General features: G+C 61.4%; 16 protein-coding genes and 2 pseudogenes. 8 read left to right on the forward strand and 10 right to left on the reverse strand.

Annotation, left to right across the window (positions count from 1 at the left end; all coding sequences use genetic code 11):
* Positions 1-260 precede the first annotated feature (260 nt).
* From ntrC to glnA, 4 genes are all read right to left on the reverse strand, one after another.
* Complete coding sequence (gene ntrC / locus ACIPZC_RS02520) at positions 261-1,697, reverse strand: nitrogen regulation protein NR(I) (RefSeq protein ID WP_241805173.1); 1,437 nt, start codon at positions 1,695-1,697, stop codon at positions 261-263.
* Positions 1,694-2,779: a nitrogen regulation protein NR(II) gene (glnL, locus tag ACIPZC_RS02525; protein ID WP_046784991.1), complete on the reverse strand. Its 1,086-nt coding sequence runs from the start codon at positions 2,777-2,779 to the stop codon at positions 1,694-1,696. Before glnL ends, ntrC begins: the two co-directional genes overlap by 4 nt.
* A 255-nt stretch (positions 2,780-3,034) precedes the next feature.
* Entirely contained in the window at positions 3,035-3,577 is a 543-nt protein-coding gene (locus tag ACIPZC_RS02530; protein WP_241805176.1) for a chorismate mutase, read from the reverse strand.
* A 150-nt stretch (positions 3,578-3,727) separates the two neighbouring features.
* Entirely contained in the window at positions 3,728-5,134 is a 1,407-nt protein-coding gene (gene glnA, locus ACIPZC_RS02535) for a type I glutamate--ammonia ligase (protein WP_060480427.1), read from the reverse strand.
* Positions 5,135-5,606: 472 nt separating this feature from the next.
* Here glnA and thiI point away from each other — a divergent pair, with 472 nt between their 5' ends.
* The 3 genes from thiI (at position 5,607) to ACIPZC_RS02550 (ending at position 10,618) form a co-directional block, all read left to right on the forward strand.
* Positions 5,607-7,061 carry a tRNA uracil 4-sulfurtransferase ThiI gene (thiI, locus tag ACIPZC_RS02540; protein WP_241805180.1) on the forward strand — a complete coding sequence of 485 codons (1,455 nt, stop codon included), beginning with the start codon at positions 5,607-5,609 and terminating at the stop codon, positions 7,059-7,061.
* A gap of 126 nt (positions 7,062-7,187) precedes the next feature.
* Positions 7,188-9,008, forward strand: coding sequence for a translational GTPase TypA (gene typA, locus ACIPZC_RS02545; protein ID WP_267820423.1), 1,821 nt, complete (start codon positions 7,188-7,190; stop codon positions 9,006-9,008).
* Positions 9,009-9,193: 185 nt separating this feature from the next.
* Positions 9,194-10,618: a PhoPQ-activated protein PqaA family protein gene (locus ACIPZC_RS02550; RefSeq protein ID WP_400624637.1), complete on the forward strand. Its 1,425-nt coding sequence runs from the start codon at positions 9,194-9,196 to the stop codon at positions 10,616-10,618.
* Between the two features lie 9 nt (positions 10,619-10,627).
* Here ACIPZC_RS02550 and ACIPZC_RS02555 read toward each other — a convergent pair whose 3' ends face one another.
* The 3 genes and pseudogenes from ACIPZC_RS02555 to ACIPZC_RS02565 form a co-directional block, all read right to left on the reverse strand.
* The gene (locus ACIPZC_RS02555; protein WP_400624639.1) at positions 10,628-10,888 is read right to left on the reverse strand and encodes a DUF3077 domain-containing protein; all 261 of its coding nucleotides are present in this window, start codon (positions 10,886-10,888) and stop codon (positions 10,628-10,630) included.
* 139 nt (positions 10,889-11,027) lie between these two features.
* Positions 11,028-11,300: pseudogene (locus ACIPZC_RS02560) on the reverse strand (hypothetical protein); the annotation flags it as partial.
* A 1,294-nt stretch (positions 11,301-12,594) separates the two neighbouring features.
* Complete coding sequence (locus ACIPZC_RS02565) at positions 12,595-12,999, reverse strand: YkgJ family cysteine cluster protein (RefSeq protein WP_241804115.1); 405 nt, start codon at positions 12,997-12,999, stop codon at positions 12,595-12,597.
* A gap of 186 nt (positions 13,000-13,185) precedes the next feature.
* Here ACIPZC_RS02565 and ACIPZC_RS02570 point away from each other — a divergent pair, with 186 nt between their 5' ends.
* The 3 genes from ACIPZC_RS02570 (at position 13,186) to ACIPZC_RS02580 (ending at position 17,412) form a co-directional block, all read left to right on the forward strand.
* Entirely contained in the window at positions 13,186-15,636 is a 2,451-nt protein-coding gene (locus ACIPZC_RS02570) for a glycogen/starch/alpha-glucan phosphorylase (RefSeq protein ID WP_400624641.1), read from the forward strand.
* Between the two features lie 165 nt (positions 15,637-15,801).
* Positions 15,802-16,812 (forward strand): class 1 fructose-bisphosphatase, encoded by a 1,011-nt coding sequence (locus ACIPZC_RS02575; RefSeq protein WP_012312365.1) that lies wholly within the window; start codon positions 15,802-15,804, stop codon positions 16,810-16,812.
* Between the two features lie 3 nt (positions 16,813-16,815).
* Positions 16,816-17,412, forward strand: coding sequence for a DUF924 family protein (locus tag ACIPZC_RS02580; RefSeq protein ID WP_400624644.1), 597 nt, complete (start codon positions 16,816-16,818; stop codon positions 17,410-17,412).
* A 36-nt stretch (positions 17,413-17,448) separates the two neighbouring features.
* On the opposite strand, the gene ACIPZC_RS02585 is transcribed toward ACIPZC_RS02580, so the two are convergent.
* Both ACIPZC_RS02585 and ACIPZC_RS02590 read right to left on the reverse strand, forming a co-directional pair.
* Positions 17,449-18,279 (reverse strand): methyl-accepting chemotaxis protein, encoded by an 831-nt coding sequence (locus ACIPZC_RS02585; protein ID WP_372490520.1) that lies wholly within the window; start codon positions 18,277-18,279, stop codon positions 17,449-17,451.
* 24 nt (positions 18,280-18,303) lie between these two features.
* Positions 18,304-19,341, reverse strand: a pseudogene (locus ACIPZC_RS02590) (cache domain-containing protein); the annotation flags it as partial.
* A gap of 223 nt (positions 19,342-19,564) precedes the next feature.
* Between ACIPZC_RS02590 and bamE the strand changes: the two are divergent.
* Both bamE and ACIPZC_RS02600 read left to right on the forward strand, forming a co-directional pair.
* The gene (gene bamE, locus ACIPZC_RS02595) at positions 19,565-19,819 is read left to right on the forward strand and encodes an outer membrane protein assembly factor BamE (RefSeq protein ID WP_012312368.1); all 255 of its coding nucleotides are present in this window, start codon (positions 19,565-19,567) and stop codon (positions 19,817-19,819) included.
* On the forward strand, positions 19,816-20,388 hold the full coding sequence (locus ACIPZC_RS02600; RefSeq protein WP_241804111.1) for a lipocalin family protein: 573 nt from the start codon (positions 19,816-19,818) through the stop codon (positions 20,386-20,388). Before bamE ends, ACIPZC_RS02600 begins: the two co-directional genes overlap by 4 nt.
* A 32-nt stretch (positions 20,389-20,420) precedes the next feature.
* On the opposite strand, the gene ACIPZC_RS02605 is transcribed toward ACIPZC_RS02600, so the two are convergent.
* Positions 20,421-21,785 (reverse strand): formimidoylglutamate deiminase, encoded by a 1,365-nt coding sequence (locus ACIPZC_RS02605; protein ID WP_400624647.1) that lies wholly within the window; start codon positions 21,783-21,785, stop codon positions 20,421-20,423.
* Positions 21,786-21,855 lie beyond the last annotated feature (70 nt).

A 21,855-nucleotide genomic window follows, 5' to 3' on the forward strand; every position in this document is an offset into this window, starting at 1 on the left:
CAAAGCTTGCGTTACTGCGTATAAAAGAGGGGTTCACCCGGCCTGCCTGTACCGAGGCCCCCGAAACTGGAGATGTAGTAGCTATTGCAGGTGGCGTGCCAGTTTTGAAAGTCCGGAAACATTGGGTTTCAGGGCGATCTGGCCGGGTTTTGAGGGGATTTGTGCCTTGGCGCGGTGCAGTTGGCACAGCTTCGGTGCATGGGCCAGAAATGATAGGGGCCGCAAAGCGGCCCCAGCGGTGTCACTGATTCAGCGGGAAGTCAGTGCTCATCGCCCTCATCGTCATCCCCGCCATCGACGTTCATCCCCAGTTCCTTGATCTTGCGGGTCAGGGTATTGCGCCCCCACCCCAGCAGCACCGCGGCATCCCGGCGACGCCCGGCAGTGTGCTTGAGCGCCGTCTCGATCATGATCCGTTCGAAGCTGGGCACGGCGCTGTCGAGCAGGTTGGATTGCCCTCGGGCCAAGGCCTGGTCGGCCCATTGGCGCAGCGCCTGCTCCCAGTTGGTCACCGGTGCCGCGTCCTGCGGGAGGTTGAGCAGCTCGGGTGGCAGGTCGCCGACCAGCACTTCGCGGCTGGACGCCATGACGGTGATCCAGCGGCAGGTGTTTTCCAGCTGGCGGACGTTGCCAGGCCACGGCAGGTTGCGGATGAATTCTTCGGTTTCCGGCTTGAGCAGCTTCGGCTCGACGGCCAGCTCCTGAGCCGCGCGGCCAAGGAAGTGGCGGGCCAGTGCTGGGATGTCCTCGCGGCGGTCGGCCAGGCGTGGGATATGAATACGGATTACGTTCAGGCGATGGAACAAGTCTTCACGGAACTTGCCAGCCTGTACCAGTGACTCGAGGTTTTGATGGGTCGCAGCGATGATTCGCACATCGACCTTCACGGGCACATGGCCGCCCACACGGTAGAACTCGCCATCGGCCAGCACGCGCAGCAGGCGTGTCTGGGTATCGGCAGGCATATCTCCGATTTCGTCGAGGAACAAGGTGCCGCCGTCCGCTTGCTCGAAGCGGCCGCGTCGCAAGTTGGCCGCGCCGGTGAAGGCGCCTTTTTCATGGCCGAACAGCTCCGACTCCATCAGGTCCTTGGGAATGGCGGCCATGTTCAAGGCAATGAACGGTGAGGCAGCCCGCGGGCTGTGGCGGTGCAGGGCGTGCGCCACCAGCTCCTTGCCGGTACCGGACTCGCCGTTGATCAGTACGGTGATGTTGGAGTGGCTCAGCCGACCAATGGCACGGAACACCTCCTGCATCGCCGGAGCTTCACCGATGATTTCCGGGGTACGAGCCAGGGCCTGGGGCACATCGAGGCCTTGCTGTTCCTGCGCATGCTGGTTGGCGCGCTTGACCAGCGAGACCGCCTCATCGACGTCGAACGGTTTGGGCAGGTACTCGAAAGCACCGCCCTGGTACGACGCGACTGCGCTGTCCAGGTCGGAATGGGCGGTCATGATGATGACCGGCAGACGCGGGTGTTGGTCGCGAATCTGTGCCAGCAGGTCGAGGCCGCTGGCGCCCGGCATGCGAATGTCGGAAATGATCACGTCCGGCTGTTGCCGGGCCAGGCGGCCCATCACCCCATCGGCGCTGTCGAAGCTCTGGGTGGTCATACCCTCCTGTTGCAGGGCTTTTTCCAGGACCCAGCGGATGGAGCGATCATCGTCGACGATCCATACGGTTTCACTTCGGCTCATGAGGCGGTGGCTCCTTGTTCCAGTGGCAGGAAGATCGAAAAGGCCGTGTGGCCGGCGTGGCTTTCACACTCGATCAGGCCCTGGTGCTGGCTGATGATGTTCTGGGTAATGGCCAGGCCCAACCCGGTACCGTCCGGGCGGCCACTGACCATGGGATAGAAGAGCGTGTCTTGCAGTTCACTGGGGATGCCGGGGCCGTTATCGATGATCTCGACGCGGGCCACCAGGCGGTGGCGTACATGGCCGATGGTGAACTGGCGCATCGCGCGGCTGCGCAGGGTGATGCGGCCCAGGCGCAACTCGTTCTGCGAGCTGATCGCCTGCATCGCGTTGCGCACGATATTCAGCACCGCCTGGATCATCTGCTCGCGGTCGATCAGTACGTCCGGCAGGCTCGGGTCATAGTCACGCACCAAAGTGATGCATCCTTGGCTTTCTGCGTCGACCAGGCTGCAGACCCGCTCAAGGACTTCGTGAATGTTGGTCATGGCCAGCGATGGCAGCTTGTTCGAACCGAGCATGCGGTCGACCAGGTTGCGCAGGCGATCGGCCTCTTCGATGATCACGTTGGTGTAGTCGCGCAGGCCATCTTCGGGCAATTCCCGGGCCAGCAGTTGCGCCGCGCCACGGATGCCGCCCAGCGGGTTCTTGATCTCGTGGGCGAGGCCGCGGACCAGCATCTTGGTGGTTTCCTGCTTGCTCAGCTGGGCTTCTTCCTTGGTGATGCGCAGCAGGCGGTCACGCGGGTGTACCTCCAGCAGCAGCAGGGTGTTGCCCTGGTGCAAGATGGGTGTCACGGCATAGTCGACCGTGATGGTCTGCCCGGTCAGCGAGGTCAGTTGGGCTTCGCGCTTGGTGAACGGGTGCGCCTGTTCGACCGCCTGGCGCAGCGAGTTGAGCGCCTCGGACGATTCGGTGAACAGTTCACTGATGAACTGCCCATGGCTGCGCTGGCCACTCACGGCCAGGAGCATTTCCGCAGCCGGGTTCATGTACTCCAGGCGCAGCTCGGCGTTGAGCAGGAGCGTAGCTGTGGTCAGGTTGTCCAGAAGCAGACGGTGCTGTGCATCGCTGATGGTCATAAGGCGTCGTTGACCTCTTTTGGCGCTGGCGGGTCCTTGGTCGGGCCAAGGACGAGCGCGCTATGGATCCGCTGATGCCTGGAAAATGCAAGAAACAAACCAAGGCTCCGAAAAGAAGCGGAATTCTCTGATAAAGACCTGTAATTGCGCTTATTCGGAACAGAAGACTCTGATTTACCGTTTCACGTGACCTGTTTTGGTGTGATGGGCGGCGCAATGCGTGACATTGCGCACCAATATAGAGCATAGCCGTGGCTAGTGTTCGACACACAGCTGTGAGGTGGCGCGCACCAGCGCCTGGTGGCGTAAAGGGTCGTTGGTGCGTCGCGCCAAGGCGCGGGCGAGTTCTTGCCTGCAGTCTGGGTAACGTTGCTGGTCAAACCGGGCCAGTTCGAACAGTAGCGTCGCCTGGAGTTGGTCCAGGCGGGGGCGAATCTGGTTGGCAAGGTCGAGCGGTTTAGCCGGCGGGCGTTGCCCTAGCATTGCCCAGCGATCGCGCAGGGTGTACTGGATCAGCTTGTTGGCTTCGATCTGGTCAGCGAAGAACGCAGCGGCGCGCTCAGGGCTCAGGTCGTAGTCCGGTGCCATCTGTTGGACACCTGACAGCACCTGCCGCTCGCGTTCGGGGGCCTCCACGGGCAGGTGGTGGTCCCATTTGTGTACCGCTACCGAGGTGGCCAGGTCCAGGCGCTGCTCGATACTGGAAAGCAAGGGCTGGAATTCTGGCTCAGAAGGTGATGATGCCTGGCAGCCGAGAAGGCCGAAGGTGATGGCGAGCACAAAGGTGGCGCGTTGCATGGTGATCTCCTGTGGATGGAGACCTGATTGTGGATTTGGATGGCGAGTTCTGCTTGTAGGATGCGTCCGATACGGGCAGTCGAAAAACAAAAACGGCCTTCAGAAGAAGGCCGTTTTCGGTGATTTCATCGACGCCAGGCGCCGATCAGATCAGCAGCTGTAGTACAGCTCGTATTCCAGCGGGTGCACGAAGGTACGGACTTTGATCTCTTCTTCGGACTTCAGCTCGATGAAGGCATCGATGAAGTCGTCGGAGAACACGCCGCCCTTGGTCAGGAACGCACGGCCTTTATCCAGCTCTTCCAGCGCTTCTTTCAGGCTGCCGCAAACTTGCGGGATATCTTTCGCCTCTTCAGGCGGCAGGTCGTACAGGTTCTTGTCGGCAGCATCGCCTGGGTGAATCTTGTTCTGGATACCGTCCAGGCCAGCCATCAGCAGGGCGGCGAAAGCCAGGTATGGGTTGGCCGATGGGTCCGGGAAGCGCGCTTCGATACGGCGGGCTTTAGGGCTGCCGACGTAAGGAATACGGATCGAGGCCGAACGGTTGCGTGCCGAGTAGGCCAGCATTACCGGGGCTTCGAAGCCTGGAACCAGACGCTTGTAGGAGTTGGTCGACGGGTTGGTGAAGCCGTTCAGTGCCTTACCGTGCTTGATGATACCGCCGATGAAGTACAGGGCAGTTTCGGACAGACCGGCATAGCCTTCACCGGCGAAGGTGTTCTTGCCTTCTTTCCAGATCGACATGTGCACGTGCATGCCCGAGCCGTTGTCGCCGTACAGTGGCTTCGGCATGAAGGTGGCGGTACGGCCGTATGCGTCGGCAACGTTGTGCACGACATACTTCAGGGCCTGTACTTCGTCAGCTTTCTTCACCAGGGTGTTGAACTTGACGCCGATTTCGTTCTGGCCGGCAGTCGCCACTTCATGGTGGTGAACTTCAACGGTCTGGCCCATTTCTTCCAGGGCGTTGCACATGGCAGTACGGATTTCGTGGTCGTGGTCGAACGGCGGAACTGGGAAGTAGCCACCTTTGACGCCTGGACGGTGGCCTTTGTTGCCGCCTTCCACGTCAGCGCCAGTCATCCACGAGCCTTGCTCGGAGAAGATCTTGAACATCGAGCCGGAGATGTCCGACTGGAACTTCACTTCGTCGAAGATGAAGAACTCAGGCTCTGGGCCGGCGAAGACGGTGTCACCGATGCCGGTGCTCTTGAGGTACTCTTCAGCGCGCTTGGCGATTGCGCGTGGGTCGCGATCGTAGCCCTGCATGCTCGAAGGGTCGACGATGTCGCAGGTGATGATCAGGGTCGGCTCTTCGGTGAACGGGTCCAGGACGGCGGTCTCGTCAACCGGCATCAGGATCATGTCGGAGGCTTCGATGCCTTTCCAGCCAGCGATGGAGGAACCGTCGAACATCTTGCCGACTTCGAAGAAGTCTTCGTCCAGGCCATCACGCGCTGGCATGGTCACGTGATGCTGAGTGCCTTTGGTGTCCGTGAAACGCAGATCAATCCACTTGACGTCATGATCTTTGATGAGTTGAACCGACTTCGACATGTTGTCCTCCGGATGGTCTAGAGCGCGGGGGGCCGCTGCCCTGGAAAAAAGGGTGTTGCCGGGCGCGGATAGTCGGCCAAGCTTACCTGCCTCACAAGGGAGCAAATTGCATGCCAGTGCCCGAAAATGGCGAGGCCGGGATAAAAAGGGGCGTTTACGGGCATTTGAGGCCGGGTTGTCGGGGAAAAGTGCACCCTTACGATGCGGTTTTTGTTACTGGTGCACCAATTACGTGCACAGTTTGGGCCGTGTGCTTCCTTTAGGGGCTTCATCGCCGGCGCGCCTGCTCGCACAGATAAGGCGCCGGTCGTGAGGCCTGCCGATGTCCCCCAGGCGCTGGCTGGCCGGCGATGAGGCCAGTACCGGCAATATAAATCCGACCTTCTGTACAAAAGTTGGTCAAATCCTGAGCAATTTCCGATATAATTCGCGCCCCTCATTTTTCGGCAGGCCCTGCGCGCGCTGTTAACCAATGAAACTTATCGTCAAAGTCTTCCCAGAAATCACCATCAAGAGCCGGCCGGTGCGCAAGCGCTTCATCCGCCAGCTCGGCAAGAACATCCGCAACGTGCTCAAGGACCTCGACCCTGAGCTCGCGGTCGATGGTGTCTGGGACAACCTCGAAGTGGTCACCCGCGTCGAAGACGAAAAAGTCCAGCGCGAGATGATCGAGCGCCTCACCTGCACCCCGGGGATCACCCACTTCCTGCAGGTAGAGGAATACCCGCTAGGGGACTTCGACGATATCGTCGCCAAGTGCAAGCAGCACTTCGGCCACTTGCTCGCCGGCAAGTATTTCGCCGTGCGTTGCAAGCGTGGCGGCCACCATGACTTCACCTCGATGGACGTCGACCGTTACGTGGGTAGCCAGCTGCGCCAGCAGTGCGGCGCCGCCGGCATCGAGCTCAAGCAGCCTGAAGTGACGGTGCGCATCGAAATCCGCAACCAGCGCCTGTACGTGATCCACAATCAGCATCAAGGCATCGGCGGCTACCCGCTGGGGGCCCTGGAGCAGACCCTGGTCCTGATGTCCGGCGGTTTCGACTCCACCGTGGCGGCCTACCAGATGATGCGTCGCGGCCTGATGACCCATTTCTGCTTCTTCAACCTCGGCGGCCGGGCCCACGAACTGGGCGTGATGGAAGTGGCCCACTACCTGTGGAAAAAGTACGGCAGCAGCCAGCGCGTACTGTTCATCAGCGTGCCGTTCGAAGAAGTGGTCGGCGAGATCCTCAACAAGGTCGACAACAGCTACATGGGCGTGACCCTCAAGCGCATGATGCTGCGCGGCGCTGCGCGCATGGCCGATCGTCTGGAAATCGATGCGCTGGTCACCGGCGAGGCGATCTCCCAGGTGTCCAGCCAGACGCTGCCGAACCTGTCGATCATCGATTCGGCCACCGACAAGCTGGTGCTGCGCCCATTGCTGGCCAGCCACAAGCAGGACATCATCGACCTGGCCAACGAAATCGGCACCGCCGACTTCGCCAAGCACATGCCTGAATATTGCGGCGTGATCTCGGTGAACCCGACCACCCATGCCAAGCGTCACCGCATGGAGCATGAGGAGAAGCAGTTCGACATGGCCGTGCTGGAGCGCGCCCTCGAACGTGCCAAGTTCATCTCGATCGACCACGTGATCGACGAGCTGGGCAAGGACGTGGAAATCGAGGAAGTCAGCGAAGCATTGCCAGGCCAGATCGTGATCGACATCCGTCACCCTGACGCCCAGGAAGACGAGCCTTTGGTGCTCGAGGGTATCGAAGTTCAGGTGATGCCGTTCTACGCGATCAACAGCAAGTTCAAGCAGCTGGATGAAACCCGCCAGTACTTGCTGTATTGCGACAAAGGTGTGATGAGCCGATTGCACGCACACCACCTGCTCAGTGAGGGACATGCCAATGTGCGTGTTTATCGTCCGGCATAAGACCCCAGGGCTGTATGGCGGCAGCATCCGCCATCGCCCTCCCGACCGCCGGGCCCGCTGAGCCTTTTACCTTCATATTGGCCGCCTAGACTGGCGGCAACCGAATCCTCTGATCGAGATACAGTTGTGATCGAAAATCTGCGTAACATCGCCATCATCGCCCACGTTGACCATGGTAAAACCACCCTGGTCGACAAACTCCTGCGTCAGTCCGGCACCCTGGAACGTAACGAGCTCAACGACGAGCGCGTAATGGACTCCAACGACCAGGAAAAAGAGCGTGGCATTACCATTCTGGCGAAAAACACCGCCATCAACTGGAACGGCTACCACATCAACATCGTCGACACCCCCGGCCACGCCGACTTCGGTGGCGAGGTTGAGCGTGTAATGTCCATGGTCGACTCCGTGCTGCTGCTGGTCGACGCCCAGGACGGCCCTATGCCGCAAACCCGCTTCGTGACCAAGAAGGCCTTCGAAGCCGGCCTCAAGCCGATCGTCGTGATCAACAAGGTCGACCGTCCGGGCGCACGTCCTGACTGGGTTCTGGACCAGATCTTCGACCTGTTCGACAACCTCGGTGCAACCGACGAGCAGCTGGACTTCAAAGTGGTCTACGCCTCGGCCCTGAACGGCATTGCCGGCCTGGACCACACCGCTATGGCCGAAGACATGACCCCGCTGTACCAGTCGATCGTCGACAACGTACCCGCGCCGGACGTTGACCGTGAAGGCCCGTTCCAGATGCAGATCTCGGCACTGGACTACAACAGCTTCCTGGGTGTCATCGGCGTTGGCCGTATCGCCCGTGGCCGCGTGAAGCCGAACACCCCGGTCGTCGCCATCGACACCAACGGCAAGAAGCGTAACGGCCGTATCCTCAAGCTGATGGGCCACCACGGCCTGCACCGCGTCGACGTCGAAGAAGCCCAGGCTGGCGACATCGTCTGCATCAGCGGTTTCGACGAGCTGTTCATCTCCGACACCCTGTGCGACCCGACTGCCGTCGAAGCGATGAAGCCGCTGACCGTTGACGAGCCAACCGTTTCGATGACCTTCCAGGTCAACGACTCGCCGTTCTGCGGCAAGGAAGGCAAGTTCGTCACCAGCCGTAACATCAAGGACCGTCTGGACAAAGAGCTGCTGTACAACGTTGCTCTGCGTGTTCAGGAAACCGATTCCCCTGACAAGTTCAAGGTATCGGGCCGTGGTGAACTGCACCTGTCGGTACTGATCGAAACCATGCGCCGTGAAGGCTTCGAGATGGCCGTGGGCCGTCCTGAAGTGATCATCCGCGAAGTGGATGGCGTCAAGCAGGAACCGTTCGAGAACGTCACCATCGACATCCCTGAGGAATCCCAGGGCAAGGTGATGGAAGAGATGGGTCTGCGTAAAGGCGACCTGACCAACATGGTTCCGGATGGCAAGGGCCGTGTTCGCCTGGAGTACAACATTCCAGCCCGTGGCCTGATCGGCTTCCGTAACCAGTTCCTGACCCTGACCAACGGTGCAGGCATCCTGACCTCGATCTTCGATCGCTACGACACCATGAAGTCGGGCCAGATGTCCGGCCGCCTCAACGGTGTACTGGTATCGGTCGAGACCGGCAAGGCACTGACCTACTCCCTGGAAACCCTGCAGGCGCGCGGCAAGCTGTTCGTCGAGCACGGCCAGGAGATCTACAACGGTCAGATCATCGGTCTGAACAGCCGTGACAACGATCTGGGCGTGAACCCGACCAAAGGCAAGAAGCTCGACAACATGCGTGCTTCGGGCAAAGACGAAGTCATCGCCCTGGTTCCGCCAGTTCGCCACACCCTCGAACAGGCCCTGGAATTCATCCAGGACGACGAGCTGTGCGAAGTCACGCCGAAGTCGATCCGTCTGCGCAAGAAGATCCTGGACGAAGGCGAGCGTACCCGCGCTGCCAAGAAAGCCAAGAACTGAGTTAGCTCAGGCTGAATGAAAACGCCCCCGATCGAAAGGCCGGGGGCGTTTTTGTTTGTCTGGAGATGCGAGTTGTAGTCTATGTCTCAAGCTGGTGTAGGGAACTTCTTTCAGGCGTGTTCACGCCTTGTGTACGGTTGTAGGGCCGCCTAGCGTGACGTGCTTTCTCCAGAGGAAGCACGCCCATGAAGTACCGATTTGCGCTTGCCATCCCCTGCCTGATGGCCAGTTTCCATGCCAGCGCTCTGCAGGACTGTAGCGGCCTGCGCCCGCAGGAAGTCGTTCACTGCCACATCGGCGATGTGCGGCAGAAGCCTCTGGAGGCCGTGCTGCTCGAACAGGCCTCTGAACCTGGCTACGATTTCCGTCGCTTGCAGATGGTTTCGCAGGTGTGGGACCCAGTGCCGGTGGTTGAACCGCGTCGCTGGGAGCACGACGTCGAGCTGCATGTGCCGCGCAATGCAGTGCCCGGCAAAGCCTTGCTGGTGGTGAACAACGGCGTGCGGCACGGGCCGGCGCAGAGCCCGGACTATACCCGTGAAGCATTGCGCGAAGTGGCTCTCAAGTCGCAGATGGCCGTGGTCATGATCAGCGATGCGCCCAACCAGTACGTGACCTTCAGTGATGTCGAGAAGCCCCTGCGCGAGGATGACGCCGTGGCGCATACCTGGGCACATTCGCTGCGCGGTGCCGCGCCGGAACTACCCCTGCATGTGCCGATGGCTGCGGCGGCGAGCCGGGCGATGGACCTGGCCGAACTGGAACTGGGTAAGCAAGGGCTCACGGTGGACAGTTTCATCATCACAGGTGCCTCCAAGCGTGGCTGGAGCGCGTGGCTCACGGCGCTGGCCGATGAGCGGGTGATCGCCATCGTGCCTGCCGTAATCGACGTGGCGGACACCTCGGACATGCTGGCTGGATTGCGCAAGCGCTATGGCGGTCACTGGCCCTTGGCACTGGGCTCCTACCAGCAGGCCGGTGTGCTGCAACAACTGGGCACCCCGGCATTCGAGCGGCTCATGGCGATGATGGACCCGATGCAGTACCTGAGCGAGGAGGGGCAGCGCCTGGCGATTCCCAAGTATCTGGTGTCTGCCAGCGGCGATGATTTCTTCGCGCCCGACCCCGTCACCGATTATCAGCAACGCCTGCCAGGCCAGACCAGCCTGAGAGTGTTGCCGAACTCGGACCACGGTGGGGTGCGTCAGCAGGTGGTCAGCACCTTGGTGCCGGCGGTGACACGCCTGCGCGATGGCAAAGCGCTGCCGAGCGTGCAGGTGTCAGAGGGCGGGCAACCTGGGCTGATGGCTGTCGACTTGTCCGAGCCGCCCGTGGCAGTGAGGGTATGGACGGCAAACAACAGCCAGGATCGCGATTTCCGCTATGCCTGCGCGGTTCGCTACCAGTCCGAGACGCTGGACCCTCAGCAACACTTCACCCTGCAACGCACGGCGCCAGCAACGGGGTGGCAGGCGCAGTTCGTCGAAGCGAAGTTCGCTGATGGCTTCATCGCCACCAGCCCGGTCAGCGTGCTGCCGCAGACATATCCCGCGCATCCGCCGACGGATCACGGCGGTGCTTGCCGCAGCTTCCCGGCAGAAAGCGCGTGAAGCGCTGGCTCAGTGCCGCATGCCCAGTTCGGCATCGTCCAGCAGGGCCTTGGCCAATGCACTGAGGTAGTGTGCGGCCCAGATCAGTTGCGGGTCGTTGTCCATGACGGCGGTAAGGGTCAGGTCGCGCACGCATCCCAGCAGTTCGGAGGCTTGGTCTCGGGCGTCCTGGCAGGGGATGCCTGCGCAGACCTGGAACAGGGGTCGTTTGTGCTCATCGCCCTGGTAGAAGCAGGTTTTGCCGGGGGTGGTCTGGTTGTTTTCGGTCATTGGTTTTTCACCCGGAGTGTTGTTGTGGATGGCACCGGCTTCGCCGGTTCCGCGGGCTCGCCCGCTCCCACAGGTACGGCGCAGGCCTCGGGCATTGCACAGTCCCTGTGGGGGCGGGCATGCCCGCGAAAAGGCGCGTGCTGCCGGCACGTTCCAAGGCGAGCGATAAGGCATCCGCCTGTCCCCAGGCCAACTGCATGGCCCGCAAGCCATTCACCAGCGTCTCCCGCGTGCGGTCATCCTCGATGCAGTCGAGGGCGCGGTGGCTGTGGTTGTAGGCGATCATCAGGTAATGGGTGATGTTGACCACGACGTGGTCGAGGGGGACGAGGTTTTCGCAGATGGCGTGGGTGAGGGTCGTGCCGTCTGGGAGGTCGAAGTGGTGGGGTGGGTCAGGGACTAGCTTTTTCATATCGGCTCCATGTCATTCATGTGCCACCCGTCCGTTTCCACACATTGGGGTGACAGCTGCACACGGGGTGGAAAACCAGGCACATGGAAAACCCGGTAGGCTCGGAAGCCTCCCGCGTACAGCTGTCATGACGACAGCCTCCATGTTGAATTGCCGAGGTTTCCACACCTCGATCGCTGAACTGTTCAGCGACCTGGAAAGCCTAGGGGGACAGCTTTCCAGTAACAATCAGACGCGAGTCGACAGGGTTTGTAGGGTATTTCGCGAGGGCTGATGTCGCCAGCCCAAACCTGTAGGAACTATCTGTATCAATAGTGGGAAATTTTCTTAGTGGAATAGATGTACAGCGTTGAGTTGCCTTGGGTCGGAGGTGTGAAGACTTGATTTTGGGCAAACTGGAAACCGATATTTCCAGTGTCGGTTACAGCATGTTTCTTTCTACTCAATTACTTACCAAGCTGTCTTTGGCAATAGCCGATGGCCTCAGTACGCTGCCTATTGGCAATTGATTGAGGCTGAAAATGAAGGGCAAGGGGTGGAAGGAACACTTGGCTCGTGGCCAGATCGAGGTCGCAGGCAGTTCATGGAGTCTGCTTCATTTGCGTCCAATCTCACATCAGTTGAAGATCCCGGGCCTGGCTGATCGGGGCATGGGGGAAGTAGCACTGGCGGTCGAGTACTCAAGTCACTGCGTCAGCTAGGGTCCCAAGCAAGGTACTGAACTGGACTTCGAACATATGGGGCACGATCACCTCTTGATCGATCATCGGGGAATTCGCCGTGCCTTCTGCCCTGGTCGTCACAAGCTGTCAGTTCAGTTGCCTTCGGTTATTGCTTCGTTGCCTGAGCGACAGTGCCTATTTACTGGGCATAGCAACTGGTTGACCATCGAGGGTAATCAGTTCGGGTATCCGGAGGGCAGTCGATATGAGGTGTATTTCAACTTGCGTCGAGACTCGCCCCGTAGCCTGAAACTCCATGTGGAAAGTGCTTATGTGCGTGACCCTGGCCATCCTTCGAATCGGCCTACGGCGCTGAAGCGGCACGAGAAGATTAAAGGCTGGTTGCTGATGCTGAAGAAACTGAGAAATGAGCCGATTCGACGGCCTGTAAGGCGATAGCAACCTGTAAAAATACGAAACCCCCAATGAAGGGGGTCGTATCGCGGATGCCCTTAGGGACTAATCCCATCAACCGGCACGGCCGGAACCAGATGGCGGCGTCTAGACACTTCCCGAAGGAAGCTCCGTGTACATCAAGACGGTTAAAAGTCTATTGGGTCTCAGATGGCTCGTCAACGTCCGGGTGCTTTCGGCTTGTAAGCACAATACCCCGGCCGCGGCCCGACCTTCGGGTGGTTCCTGCAAGTATCCGGGCGCTTGTCATAAATGGTGCACAGCCGGCTCTTACGATCCAGGTACATGCAATCATCGTTGCTCATCCGGGTCAGGGTGAAGATCCCCGACTTCTGGTTGAATCGCTCGATGATGCCTTCCTTTTGCAAGCGCTTGGCCACGTTCTTCGGCGGTTCGTCCTTTTCGAACTCGTCCACCACGCCGATGCGGATCAGGTCTTTGATCTTCACTTCCACAGGCAGGGTGCAGCAGGTCGAATGACAGCCCCCGCACATGTGGCTGGCATAGCGTTGCCAGGTTTCCAGGCGGTCGACTTCGGCTGCGGCAATCAGGGTCGTTTTCATCGTTATAAGGGGTGGATCACGGTCTTGGGGCGCGCGATGATACCGGAGTTGTTCAATTTGTGAACAACCTTTTGCCGGATTGGCCAAGCCGGCATGAAAACTGCGAACGGAGACTGTCACTCCCTGTCGAAGGGTCTAGTCTCAACACTCTCCCGCCACTTTCGCCAATTTGCCCGAGGATGCCACATGTCCCAGGAACCCAAAGCACGTGACGCCGAGGTGGCCGACTTTCGCGCCGCTGTACTGGACAAACTGACCTACGCGGTCGGCAAGGACCCGGAGCACGCCTTTGACCACGACTGGTTCGAGGCCATAGCCCTGGCTGCGCGCGATCACATGGTCGATCACTGGATGGATCACACCCGTCAGGCCTATCGGCGCAGCCAGAAGCGGGTCTATTACCTCTCTCTGGAATTTCTCATCGGGCGCCTGCTCTACGACAGCCTGAGCAACCTAGGCCTGCTGGACATCGCCCGTGATGCGCTGGAGGGGCTGGACGTGGACCTGGAGCGCATCCGCCTGCTGGAGCCGGACGCCGCGCTGGGCAACGGTGGCCTGGGCCGTCTGGCTGCCTGTTTCATGGAGAGCATGTCGACGCTGGGCATCGCCGCCCACGGTTACGGCATCCGCTATGAACACGGGCTGTTCCGCCAGGCCATGGTCGACGGATGGCAGCAGGAACAGACCGAAAACTGGCTGGATTTCGGTAACCCTTGGGAGTTCGAGCGCGCCGAGGTGATCTACCCGATCAGCTTCGGCGGCAGCGTCGAAACGGTGCACGATACCCATGGCCAGCAGCGTCAGGTGTGGTCGCCGGGCGAGACGGTGCGGGCGGTCGCCTACGACACGCCGGTGGTCGGCTGGCGCGGCTCCAGCGTCAACACCTTGCGCCTCTGGCGCGCACGGGCGCTGGAAGAGCTGCACCTGGAGCGCTTCAATGCCGGTGACCACCTTGGCGCGGTGGCCGAAGTGGCTCGCGCCGAGAGCATCTCCCGCGTGCTGTACCCGGCCGACAGCACCGAAGCGGGGCAGGAATTGCGCCTGCGCCAGGAATACTTCTTCGTGTCGGCATCGCTGCAGGACCTGCTGCGACGCCATCTGAACATGCACAAGGACTTGCTCAACCTGCCGGATGCTGCGGCCATTCAGCTCAACGACACGCACCCGTCGATCGCCGTCGCCGAATTGATGCGGCTGTTGGTGGACCAGCATGAAATCCCGTGGGAGAAAGCCTGGGAGCTGACCGTCGGCACCCTGGCCTACACAAACCACACCCTGCTGCCCGAGGCGCTGGAGACGTGGCCGGTGGCCTTGATGGAACGCATGCTGCCGCGGCACATGCAGATCATCTACCTGATCAATGCCTACCATATCGATGCCCTGCGCGCGAAGGGCCTGCATGACTTCGACGTGCTGCGGGCGGTGTCGCTGATCGAGGAAGACAACGGCCGCCGGGTGCGCATGGGCAACCTTGCGTTTCTGGGCTCGCACAGCGTCAACGGGGTATCGGCGCTGCACAGCAAACTGATGAAAAGCACGGTGTTCGCCGAGTTGCACAAGCTGTACCCCCAGCGGATCAACAACAAGACCAACGGCATTACCTTCCGCCGCTGGCTGTACCAGTCCAACCCGAAGTTGACGTCGATGCTGGTGGAAGCCCTGGGGCCAGAGTTGCTCGACGACCCGCAAGGGCGCCTGGCCAACCTGGTACCGTTCGCCGACAAGGGCGTCTTCCTCAAGCAGTTCGCCGAGCAGCGCCTGCACAGCAAGCGCGCGTTGGCCAGCATCATCCAGGACCGCGTGGGCGTCACGGTCAACCCAGAGGCGCTGTTCGATGTGCAGGTCAAGCGCATCCACGAGTACAAGCGCCAGCTGCTCAACCTGCTGCACACCGTGGCGCTGTACCAGGCCATTCGTAACGACCCGGGCACCAACTGGGTGCCGCGGGTGAAGATCTTTGCCGGCAAGGCTGCAGCCAGCTATCACCAGGCCAAGCTGATCATCAAGCTGGCCAATGACATCGCCCGGGTGGTCAACAACGACCCCACCGTGCGCGGCCTGCTCAAGGTGGTGTTCCTGCCCAACTACAACGTCAGCCTGGCCGAGAGCATCATCCCGGCGGCGGACCTGTCGGAACAGATTTCCACGGCCGGCTACGAAGCGTCGGGCACAAGCAACATGAAGTTCGGGCTCAACGGTGCACTCACCATCGGTACCCTCGATGGCGCCAACGTGGAGATGTGCGAACAGGTGGGTGCCGACAACATGTTCATTTTCGGCCTGACCGCGCAGCAGGTGGAGGCGCGCAAGCGTGCCGGCGATTTTGGCGCCGTGGCCGCGATCGCCGCCTCCAACCGCTTGAACGATGTGCTGCAGGCGGTTCGCAGTGGCGTGTTCTCTCCAGATGACCCGTCACGCTATACCGGGCTGATCGACGGGCTGGTGGCTTACGACCGCTTCCTGGTCTGTGCCGACTTCGATGCCTACTGGGATGCCCAGCAGCGGGTGGAGGCGTTGTGGCATACGCCCCAGGAGTGGTGGCGGATGGCGGTGCTCAATACCGCACGGATGGGGTGGTTCTCTTCGGACCGGACCATTCGCGAGTATGCGACCGAGATCTGGAAGGTGCTGGATTGAGCCTGGGGGCCGCACAGCGGCCCCACCTGACCACTGGCCTGGCGAGCGCTGAACTACCGACCCGATGTGCCGTCTGACTGCCCAGGCGTGTCTCTTTACTCGCTAGCATTGAACTCTCCCTGTAAACTGCGGGGGTTTTTCTCCCCCATCCTTTCGGAGCCATACATGTCCCGCGTTACCCTGAGTCGCTATCTGATTGAGCAGACCCGCAGCAACAATACCCCTGCCGATCTGCGCTTCCTGATCGAAGTGGTGGCGCGTGCGTGCAAGGAAATCAGCCATCACGTGTCCAAGGGCGCCCTCGGCGGCGTGCTGGGCAGCATGGGCACTGAAAACGTACAGGGCGAAGTGCAGAAGAAGCTCGACGTTATTTCCAACGATATCCTGCTCGAGGCCAACGAGTGGGGTGGCCACCTGGCCGGCATGGCGTCCGAGGAAATGGACAACGCCTACCAGATCCCGGGCAGATACCCCAAAGGTGCCTACCTGCTGGTCTTCGACCCGCTGGACGGCTCGTCGAACATCGACGTCAACGTTTCGGTCGGTACCATCTTCTCGGTACTGCGTTGCCCCAATGAATACCTGAGCCAGAACGAAACCCTGAACGAAAACGCCTTCCTGCAGCCAGGTACCGAGCAGGTCGCCGCCGGTTATGCCATCTATGGCCCGCAGACCATGCTGATCCTGACCCTGGGCAACGGCGTCAAGGGCTTCACCCTGGACCGTGAGCTGGGCAGCTTCGTCCTGACCCACGAAAACATCCAGGTCCCGGCAACCACCGCCGAGTTCGCCATCAACATGTCCAACCAGCGCCACTGGGAAGCCCCGGTTCAGCGCTACGTGGGCGAACTGCTGGCCGGTGAGACCGGGCCGCTGAAAAAGAACTACAACATGCGCTGGATCGCCTCGATGGTGGCCGACGTGCACCGTATCCTGACCCGTGGCGGTCTGTTCATGTACCCGCGCGACGCCCGCGAGCCGAGCAAGCCGGGCAAGCTGCGCCTGATGTACGAAGCCAACCCGATGTCGTTCATCATCGAGCAGGCCGGCGGCGCCTCCACCAACGGTTACGAACGCATCCTCGACATCAAGCCAGAGAGCCTGCACCAGCGTGTATCGGTGATTCTCGGCTCGAAGGAAGAGGTCGAGCGCGTCACCGCCTATCACAAGGAGTAAATCATGCTCGCACCTTGGCAGCCGTTGCTGGAGTGGTGGTTCGGTTGGGGCTCCAGTCCCCAGGCCGTGGCTGACGAGAAGAGCACGCTGTGGTTCGGCAAGCATCATGATGCCGAAGCGCATGCGCTGTTTGGCGAGCTTGTCGAGCATGCCCTGGCGGGCGGGCTCGAGGAGTGGCAGCAAAGCCCGCAGGGGTGGCTCGGCCTGCTGATACTGCTGGACCAGCTGCCGCGCATGATCTACCGCGACACGCCGCGTGCCTTCGAGGGCGACCGGCGTGCCCAGGTCGTGGCCCTGCAGGGGTTGCAGAAGGGCTGGGATTACCAGCTGTTGCCGATCCAGCGGGTATTCGTGCTGCTGGTGCTCGAGCATGCCGAGGTGCTGGACTGGCAGAACCTGTGCGTGGAACGTTACCAAATGCTGCTGGATGAGCAGCCCGAGGCCAACCGGCGGTTGTTCGAAGGGTTCCTGGATTATGCCGAGCAGCACCAGCGGGTGATTGCCCGGTTCGGGCGCTTCCCGCATCGCAATCTGCTGCTGGAGCGGCCAAGCACCAGTGAAGAGATGGACTTTTTGCTGGAGCCAGGCTCCAGGTTTTGAGTAACGAATGGGGCCGCAACGCGGCCCCCATTCGTTTCAGATCCTGAAACTCCCCACCAGATGCTTCAACCGCTCGACCTGGTGTTCAAGGTCGGTGCAGGCACGCAACGTGCTCTGCAGGTTCTGCACCCCTTCCTGATTCAGCGTATTGATCTCGGTGATGTCAACATTGATCGACTCGACCACCGCCGTCTGCTCCTCGGTAGCGGTAGCCACTGACTGGTTCATGCCATCGATTTCGCCAATGCGCTGGGTCACGCTGCCCAGGCGCGCACCCGCCTGGTTGGCGATCCCGACGCTCTGGTCGCTGTGTTCACGGCTCTGGTTCATGGTGCTGACGGCCATCTGTGCACCGGCCTGCAATTCTTCGATCAGGCGCTGAACCTGCTGCGCCGACTCTTGGGTGCGGTGCGCCAGGTTGCGGACCTCGTCGGCGACCACGGCAAAACCTCGCCCGGCTTCACCGGCACGGGCTGCCTCGATCGCGGCGTTGAGTGCCAGCAGGTTGGTCTGTTGGGAAATGCCGCTGATTACATCGAGAATCTGCCCAATGTTGGCGGTGTGGGCATTGAGCGTTTCAATGTTGCCGCATGAATCGCTGATGCGCGCCGACAGCTGGTTCATCACGTCGATGGTGCGCCCGACCACCTGCTGGCCGTCCTCGGCCAGGCCGCGTGCCTCACTGGAGTGTTGCGAGGCCAGCGCTGCGTTCTGGGCGATCTCCTGGGCTGCGGCACCCAGCTGGTTGATGGCCGCGGCCACGCTGTTGGTGCGGCTGGACTGCTGGTCGGCGTTGCAGATGGAGGCATTCGAGGCGCTCACTACCTGCGTGGCTACCGCATTGACCTGGCCAGTGGCCGAGGCCACTTCGCGGATCGACTCATGAATGCGCTCGACGAAACGGTTGAATGACTGGGCAAGGCTGCCGAACTCGTCCTGCGCGTGGATGGCCAGGCGCCGGGTCAGGTCACCTTCGCCTTCGGCAATGTCATGCATGGCCCGGCCCATCAGGTGCAACGGCTCCATCAGCACGCGGATCAGCAGGCCGAGCAGGGCGATGATGACCAGTATCGCGATCATCGTCGCGACGATGGCCGAGGTTCGCAGCTCGCCGAGCATGGCGAAGGCCGCGTCCTGATCGACCACCAGCGCCACATACCAGTCCGCCGAGGGCACGCCGTCGACGTGGGTGAAGCTGATGAACTGCCTGCGTCCATCGAGCAGCACTTCTTCAAGGCCGCTACTGATGTGCGGCGTGTTGTCCGGGTAGACATCCGCCAAGGTCTTGAGCGCCAGGTCGGCCTTGGGGTGGATCAGGATCTTGCCTTCGCCGTTGACGATGAAGGCGTGGCCGTGGCCATCGAAGTCGAGCGTGTTGATCAGGTTGCTGATGGTTTGCAGGTCGGTGTCCACGCCGCTGACGCCTATCAGCCGGCCCCCTTGCTGCACGGGAGCGGCCAGGGTGATGACCAGCTTGCCGGCAGAAGCCGAAATGTACGGTTCGGTCACGATGGTCTGGCTGCCTGCACTGGCTGCCTTGTACCAGCCGCGCGCACGAGGGTCGTAGTCGGCGGCGCGGTTGCCGGCCGGCACCGACAGCATGCTGCCGTCCTGGCCGCCGAAATAGGTCAGCTGAAAATTGCTGGCGTACACCGGCAGCGCCAGGCTTCTGTCGAGGCTGCTCTTGCCCGGGCCATCGACGGCAATCTGCTGGGCCAGCGAGGCCAGCAGCTGAACGCGGCTGTCGAGCCAGGTGCGGATGTTGCCTGCGGTGAGGCGGCCGAGGTCCTGCAGGTTGGCCTGGGTATCGCTGCGCAGGGACTGGCGTTGGCGGTAGTCGTTGAACAGCACGAAACAGGTAAAGGCGACGGCCACCACCAGGGCGGCGGCCAGTAGGATCTTGTGGCTGAACTTGAGATTCTTGGTCATTTTTTTTGGGTCTGCACAAGGCAAGGCAAAGGAGTGCTGCGATCACGCGTCACAGCGTGCTCGCTGTGTCGACTCGGCACGGCAAAACATTAATCGTTTGGGCAGCGCCCGCCGACCAATGGTGTGGAACGAAAAGGGCATGGCAGGGAACCAGGGACCGTTTTTCCCGTCGAAGGTCCCTGCAGGCCTCTCGCCTGCGCCCACCATTCAGGAGTGTTCCTTCATGTCGTTGCGTTCCCTCGCCCTGTTGTCCCTGTGCGTCATCCTGACTGCGTGCAGCAAGATCAACCAGGAAAACTATTCCAAGCTCAAGGCCGGCATGAACAAGGCCGAGGTCGAGCAACTGCTCGGCACGCCCACCGAGTGCTCCGGCGCACTGGGCATGAGCAGCTGTACCTGGGGGGACGAAAAGAGCTTCATCAGCGTGCAATACGCGGCCGACAAGGTACTGATGTATTCAGGGCAGGGCCTCAAATGACGCGTCTGCACCTGCTGCTGGGGTTGTGCCTGGTGATGCTGTTGGGTGGCTGCGCCACGTCGGCCAATGACCCGCTGGCGCCCAAGACCGCCGGCAATGTCGACCTCAAGCGCTATCAAGGCAAATGGTACGAGCTGGCGCGCTTACCGATGCCGTACCAGAGCGAATGCGCTCAGTCCGAAGCGCATTACAACCTCAAGCCTGACGGTTCGTACGGGGTGCTGAGCCGCTGCCGCACGATGGGTGACGAGTGGCTGCGCGCCGAGGGGCATGCCAACATCCAGCAGCCGGGGCATACCGACAGGCTGTGGGTGGAGTTCGACAACTGGTTCACCCGCCTGGTCCCTGGCCTGACCAAGGGGGAGTACTGGATCCTGTACGTGGACGACCACTACCGCTCGGCGATCGTCGGCAGCCCCGACCGCAGGTACCTGTGGATCCTGTCGCGTACACCGACGCTGCCGGCTTGGGAGCGCGAGAGCCTGCTGGCCAAGGCCCGTCAGCAGGGCTACGACACCAGCCGGCTGATCTGGCGAATGGCGGACAAGCAGATCGTGCAGATGCATTGAGGGCATAGAGGCCGCTTTGCGGCCCTCTGTCGTCAGCCCAACAGCTGTCGCAACACCTCGACGAACGCCCGAGCGCTTTCTTCCTCCTGCCCGTGCCGCCCCTGGCGCACCACCCACTGCCCGTTGACCATCACATCGCGCACCTGGCGGTCGCCACCGGCAAACAGCCAGCGGTTGAGAATTGCATCTTCGTCGGCCGTGGCGATATACGGGTCTTGCCCATCGAGCACCAGCCAGTCGGCACGTTTGCCCACGGCCAGCGCCCCCACAGGCTGCCCGACTGCCTGAGCCCCACCCATCAGCGCCGCGCCATACAGCGTACGGCCGACCATCGGCTGATCGTCGCGATAAAGCCGGTTGCGCCGTTGGTCACGAAGGCGCTGGCCATATTCCAGCCAGCGCAGCTCTTCGACCACGCTCAGTGATACATGGCTGTCAGAGCCGATCCCCATCCGGCCACCCTGGCTCAGGTAGTCCACCGCCGGGAAAATCCCGTCACCCAGGTTGGCTTCGGTGGTCAGGCACAACCCGGCCACCGCGCCACTGCTGGCCATGGCTGCCACTTCGTCAGCCTGCGCGTGGGTGGCGTGTACCAGGCACCAGCGCGCATCGACCTGCACATGCTCATACAGCCACTGCAATGGGCGCAGGCCGCTCCAGGCCAGGCAGTCGTCGACTTCCTTCTGTTGCTCGGCAATATGAATGTGGATTGGACATTGCTGATCGCCTGCTGCCAACACCTGGGCGATCTGCCTTGGCGTCACCGCCCGCAGTGAGTGGAAGCACAAGCCCAGTTGCTGCGCGGGTTGTGCGGCGATCGTCGCTGCGAGTTGCGCATGCAGTCGCAGGTACTGCTCGGTGGAATTGATGAAGCGCCGCTGCCCCTGGTTGGGTGGCTGGCCACCGAAGCCGGCATGGCTGTACAGCACCGGCAGCAGGGTCAGGCCGATACCGCTGCTGGCCGCCGCCGCGCTGATGCGCCGGGACAGCTCGGTTGGGTCGGCATAGGCCTTGCCCGCCGGGTCATGGTGCACGTAGTGAAACTCGGCCACCGAGGTGTAGCCGGCCTTGAGCATCTCGATGTAGAGCTGACGGGCGATGACCTGCAGTTGCTCGGGGGTGATTTTGCCGACCAGGCGATACATCAGTTCGCGCCAGGTCCAGAAGCTGTCGTTGGGATTGCCCGCCACTTCGGCCAGGCCGGCCATCGCGCGCTGGAAAGCGTGCGAGTGCAGGTTGGGCATGCCGGGCAGTACCGGCCCTTTGAGGTGTTCGGCGCCCTCGGCCGTAGCATCGGCCTGGACCCCCACCAGATGACCATCGGCGGCCACCTCCAGGCGGACATTGTGGGCCCAACCGGTGGGCAGCAGGGCACGTTCGGCGTAGTAGGCGGGCATTGCGCTATCCTGTGAGTGTTCAGCTTGTATATACATATACAGCCGTTTGCCTGCCGGGTAAACTGCGGCA

Origin of the sequence: Pseudomonas sp. NPDC089743 (assembly GCF_044748785.1) — a bacterium.
Lineage (GTDB): Bacteria > Pseudomonadota > Gammaproteobacteria > Pseudomonadales > Pseudomonadaceae > Aquipseudomonas > Aquipseudomonas putida_X.

Excerpts from the sequence above, each read along its gene's own strand:
- ntrC (WP_241805173.1), bottom strand. The coding sequence starts at position 1,697 with ATGAGCCGAAGTGAAACCGTATGGATCGTCGACGATGATCGCTCCATC.
- glnL (WP_046784991.1), bottom strand. The coding sequence starts at position 2,779 with ATGACCATCAGCGATGCACAGCACCGTCTGCTTCTGGACAACCTGACC.
- ACIPZC_RS02530 (WP_241805176.1), bottom strand. The coding sequence starts at position 3,577 with ATGCAACGCGCCACCTTTGTGCTCGCCATCACCTTCGGCCTTCTCGGC.
- glnA (WP_060480427.1), bottom strand. The coding sequence starts at position 5,134 with ATGTCGAAGTCGGTTCAACTCATCAAAGATCATGACGTCAAGTGGATT.
- thiI (WP_241805180.1), top strand. The coding sequence starts at position 5,607 with ATGAAACTTATCGTCAAAGTCTTCCCAGAAATCACCATCAAGAGCCGG.
- ACIPZC_RS02550 (WP_400624637.1), top strand. The coding sequence starts at position 9,194 with ATGAAGTACCGATTTGCGCTTGCCATCCCCTGCCTGATGGCCAGTTTC.
- ACIPZC_RS02555 (WP_400624639.1), bottom strand. The coding sequence starts at position 10,888 with ATGACCGAAAACAACCAGACCACCCCCGGCAAAACCTGCTTCTACCAG.
- ACIPZC_RS02565 (WP_241804115.1), bottom strand. The coding sequence starts at position 12,999 with ATGAAAACGACCCTGATTGCCGCAGCCGAAGTCGACCGCCTGGAAACC.
- ACIPZC_RS02570 (WP_400624641.1), top strand. The coding sequence starts at position 13,186 with ATGTCCCAGGAACCCAAAGCACGTGACGCCGAGGTGGCCGACTTTCGC.
- ACIPZC_RS02575 (WP_012312365.1), top strand. The coding sequence starts at position 15,802 with ATGTCCCGCGTTACCCTGAGTCGCTATCTGATTGAGCAGACCCGCAGC.
- ACIPZC_RS02580 (WP_400624644.1), top strand. The coding sequence starts at position 16,816 with ATGCTCGCACCTTGGCAGCCGTTGCTGGAGTGGTGGTTCGGTTGGGGC.
- bamE (WP_012312368.1), top strand. The coding sequence starts at position 19,565 with ATGTCGTTGCGTTCCCTCGCCCTGTTGTCCCTGTGCGTCATCCTGACT.
- ACIPZC_RS02600 (WP_241804111.1), top strand. The coding sequence starts at position 19,816 with ATGACGCGTCTGCACCTGCTGCTGGGGTTGTGCCTGGTGATGCTGTTG.
- ACIPZC_RS02605 (WP_400624647.1), bottom strand. The coding sequence starts at position 21,785 with ATGCCCGCCTACTACGCCGAACGTGCCCTGCTGCCCACCGGTTGGGCC.